The organism is Lentiprolixibacter sp., assembly GCF_982873095.1.
On the sequence record NZ_CEYNTP010000259.1, the window covers coordinates 1 to 3,695 of the forward strand.

The following is a 3,695-nucleotide window of genomic DNA, read 5'->3' on the forward strand; positions in this document are numbered from 1 at the left end:
AAACAAAGGTTGGGAGGTTTTTACAGATGCGGTGATAAAAAGGTTGTCCCAGGAGAAAAGGGGGCTGGTATTTTTATTGTGGGGTGGGTATGCTAAGAAGAAAACCGCCCTGATTGATCAATCAAAACACTATATCCTTACCAGTGGGCACCCCTCACCCCTAAGCGCCAATCGTGGTTTGTGGTTTGGCAATAAACACTTCAGTAAGACCAATGAAATTCTTGTCCAAAACGGGCAGGAGCCTATACAGTGGTAAGGATTTCGCCAGCTGTTATATTCTTGGATAATAAGTTTAGGTTTTTTAATGTATTTATCACATTATCAAGTGTTTCTGTTTTCAATTTCTCCTGACTCCATCGGGTTATGGAAAGCCATTCCCTGATATCTTCCAGTTGTTGTCCATAGCGATTGGCCAGTGTGCGATCTATACTGGGTATATTTCTAAATTCCAGTGTATAACGATTGATGGTCTCCAGAATCTGACCCAGGACTTCGTTATGTTTGTTGAGGAAGTCTTCCCGGACCGCAATGACAAAGCAGGGCCATGGAGTAGGGCAGTCCCCGAGCCTGCGAAATATACCTTTATCTACGATAGGTTTTGTGGTGAAGTGTTCCCAAAGGAAATAGTCCGCCCATCCGGATTGCAATGCCTTTACCGCTCCTTCCAGGGTATGGACCACCTCAAACCTCAGGTCCTCCGTGTCCCAGTTTTCTTCCCTTGCGTGCACATGGGCCATCAGGTGACTGCCGCTGCCATAACGGCTGATGGCTGCTTTTGCTCCTTCTAATTCGGAAACCTGTTGGAAAGGAGATTGGTGTGCTACATGAATACCCCAGAGCAGGGGTGAGGCAATGTATTCCTGTATGATCTTAACCTGGTTCCCTGTCGAGATGCTTTTAATGACACCTTCGGTAAGGATGATGGCTAAATCAGTGGCTCCACTTTCTAAAAGCTCACACATACGCCCTGTACCTTCCGGCACATCAAGCCAATCCAGGGCAATTCCATGTTCATAGAAAGCCCCTTCCTCGATGGCCATATGCCAGGGATAATTGAAGTGTTCAGGGACTCCCGCAATACGAACCTGAATCATGGGGCAACCAATTTTTCTAGTGTATAGGCGATCAGATGGTCAACCGCTTTAGCCGGATCCTCTGAGAACTCGCCTGTGGCGCGGTTGGCAAGAATACAATTCATGGAAGTGGCGCGGTGGCCGAGCAATTTCGCAAGCCCAAAGAGGGTAGAAGTTTCCATCTCCAGATTAGTGATCTTTAAGCCCTTATATTCAAAAGTGGCAAGTTTCTCAATAAAATCCTCATCTGCCCTTTGCAGGCGCAATTTTCTACCTTGTGGCCCATAAAAGCCCACTGCCGTACCGGTAAATCCGGGAATCACATTTGTTGAATCTAGGCGTTGGGTTAATTCTGAGTCTGATGCAACAACATAGGGTGCTATCTTAGCTTTTGACCATCGCATATGGCGGACAAAGGCCTCTTGGATTTCGGATTGTTGGATCGACTCGCTATTGTAGAAATGCAGGACGTTGTCAAAACCTAAGGCATAACGGCTGAGAACCATGGCATCAATGGGAATATCCGACCGAACACTGCCAGAGGTTCCAACACGAATAATGTTGAGCTGGGTTAACTTTTGCCGTACTGTTTTGGTCTTGAAGTCGATATTTACCAGGGCGTCCAATTCATTCAGTACAATATCGATATTGTCGGTCCCTATTCCAGTGGAAACCACGGATATTCGCTTGCCATTTAACCAGCCGGTATGTGTTACGAACTCCCTGCGTGACTTCTTAACATCAATCTTATCAAAATGCCTTGATACGCGGGGTACGCGGTTTTGGTCCCCAACCACGATCACGGTATCTGCCAGGTCTTCCGGTAATAGATTAAGATGGTAAATGCTCTGATCAGCATTGAGAATGAGCTCAGAAGCCTGTATCGGCATATTACAGTTTTAAAATGCGATCAGATGCGGTGTTGTACAGATAATTATATTTTAATGCCCCACCAAGGTAGATGGATTCATCCCGTAATTCGGAATAATAACTGGTATTCCCTGCCAGTATGTCCTTGCCCTTTTTGGATAATCTAACCGGGTTAAAGCCTGTAAATAAGGGTTTCAGGTTGGTGATCACCCGCTGAAACTGTGTGTCTCCAAAGCCGTAATAACCCTGGTTGCGTAGAATAGCGCCAAGAAGTGCTTTTTTAGAAGAAGGTTTGTCGGAGAGGGAAAGTTCCAGAATCCTGTTCTCTATTTCATTCAGACCATTTTTAATTGTCGGGAATCGCTTAAGGTGGGTTTTAATGGCATCAGACAAATACGCATACTGGTAATTGTCAAAATCGATCAGGTTCTCCAGCCGTATCGGATTATCACTGCAATACAGCTGCCATACATAGTCGGCATACTCAATGTCATTCTGGGAAAGGTGGATGCGGTTCTTGTAGAGCTCTAGCAGTTGTTCGTCATTCAGTTCGTTTAAGGCATACAGCTTGTCCGTATCATCTTCCTTTCCACTGCAGACCAATGAAATGTCCGCATAGCGGCGGTGCGTTTTTAACCAGCTGATCACGGCCAGCATATTGATCTGGCAAAACAAGTCATATTCAAACCAGAGGATGATCTGATCCTGTTGTTTATGATTGCAGAGGGAGCGATATTCCTTCAGGGTTTTCTCAACAAACCAGGATTTGCTGACATTATAATGTTTATGGAGAAAATCAAAACGGGTCTTCCAGAACGATTCACTTCCAACATTCGTTTCTGTCTTTCCCTCGCATAGCATTTCCCTCCAGGTAATGATGTCTCCTTTGAGATTTAGGGTCTTTAACCTTTGGGTAAAACTATCACCGTTCGTAATGTGAAGCTGGGAACTCATTATTGGCGCGTTGTTTAGGTTATAACGTCTAAAAGTAACGTTTTATCGAAAAAAACCAAAATAATAAACATAGAATATTGGACAAGAATTCCTCTTTTTCGATTCTAAATGTGTATGTATTCCTTTGATTTTCAACAATTATCAACCACCAACACGCTTGGTGCGAAAACCTAGACCCTCGAGAATGTCCATGATCTTATCCCGGTTGTTTCCCTGTAGAATAATCTGATCATTTTTAAACGAGCCTCCTACCTGCAGTTCAGATTGCAGGAGTTTAGTAAGTTTTTTAAAATCTTGAGCGGCTCCCGTATATCCCTGCAGTACAGTAACCGGTTTTCCTTTTCGCTTTTCGAACTTGCAGAGTATGGGTGCTTCCTGTAGCCAGAGATCAGGAACCGACTCCTCTTCCGGAGTGGATTCTTCCGGCTTATGGTCAGGAAACAATTCCCGTAACTGGTCACCTAAATCCATTCTTAGTTTTTTATCAATCCGAGTTCAATCAGGCGTTCGTGTAAATATGCCCCGGCAGTTGTATCCGGAAAACCTTTGGGATGGTCGGCATCTACACAATTCTCAAGGCAGTTAAGAGGCATCTCACTTACAGGGTGCATAAAGAATGGTATAGAATACCGTGATGAGCCCCAGAGCTCCCGCGGGGGGTTCACTACCTGATGGATGGTGGACTTCAGGCGGTTGTTGGACAGACGTGACAACATGTCCCCCACGTTGATCATGAGTTCATCGGGTTTTGCGATGGCATCGATCCATTCCCCTTCGTGGTTTTGCACCTGCAATCCC

Annotated in this window: 6 protein-coding genes; 1 reads left to right on the forward strand and 5 read right to left on the reverse strand. The window is 45.0% G+C overall.

The window, feature by feature from the left end; all coding sequences use genetic code 11:
* On the forward strand, nucleotides 1-256 hold a 256-nt coding region (locus tag AC4E7D_RS12735), incomplete at its 5' end, for a uracil-DNA glycosylase family protein (RefSeq protein WP_490174167.1).
* Here the strand turns inward: AC4E7D_RS12735 and AC4E7D_RS12740 are convergent.
* The 5 genes from AC4E7D_RS12740 to AC4E7D_RS12760 all read right to left on the reverse strand — a co-directional run.
* Complete coding sequence (locus AC4E7D_RS12740; protein ID WP_490174168.1) at nucleotides 243-1,094, reverse strand: substrate-binding domain-containing protein; 852 nt, start codon at nucleotides 1,092-1,094, stop codon at nucleotides 243-245. The two genes, AC4E7D_RS12735 and AC4E7D_RS12740, sit on opposite strands and share 14 nt — an antisense overlap.
* Entirely contained in the window at nucleotides 1,091-1,963 is an 873-nt protein-coding gene (locus AC4E7D_RS12745; RefSeq protein ID WP_490174169.1) for a nucleoside phosphorylase, read from the reverse strand. The genes AC4E7D_RS12740 and AC4E7D_RS12745 overlap by 4 nt, the downstream gene beginning before the upstream one ends.
* A gap of 1 nt (nucleotide 1,964) precedes the next feature.
* A complete protein-coding gene (locus AC4E7D_RS12750; RefSeq protein WP_490174170.1) occupies nucleotides 1,965-2,897 on the reverse strand; it encodes a DUF1835 domain-containing protein in 933 nt (310 codons plus the stop codon).
* A 141-nt stretch (nucleotides 2,898-3,038) separates the two neighbouring features.
* Nucleotides 3,039-3,368 (reverse strand): translation initiation factor, encoded by a 330-nt coding sequence (locus AC4E7D_RS12755; protein ID WP_490174171.1) that lies wholly within the window; start codon nucleotides 3,366-3,368, stop codon nucleotides 3,039-3,041.
* A gap of 2 nt (nucleotides 3,369-3,370) precedes the next feature.
* Nucleotides 3,371-3,695, reverse strand: a 325-nt coding sequence (locus tag AC4E7D_RS12760) for a 2OG-Fe(II) oxygenase family protein (protein WP_490174172.1), incomplete at its 5' end; no start/stop codon positions are given.

Coding starts and splice junctions, on each gene's coding strand:
- AC4E7D_RS12750 (WP_490174170.1), bottom strand. CDS start 2,897: ATGAGTTCCCAGCTTCACATTACGAACGGTGATAGTTTTACCCAAAGG.
- AC4E7D_RS12740 (WP_490174168.1), bottom strand. CDS start 1,094: ATGATTCAGGTTCGTATTGCGGGAGTCCCTGAACACTTCAATTATCCC.
- AC4E7D_RS12745 (WP_490174169.1), bottom strand. CDS start 1,963: ATGCCGATACAGGCTTCTGAGCTCATTCTCAATGCTGATCAGAGCATT.
- AC4E7D_RS12755 (WP_490174171.1), bottom strand. CDS start 3,368: ATGGATTTAGGTGACCAGTTACGGGAATTGTTTCCTGACCATAAGCCG.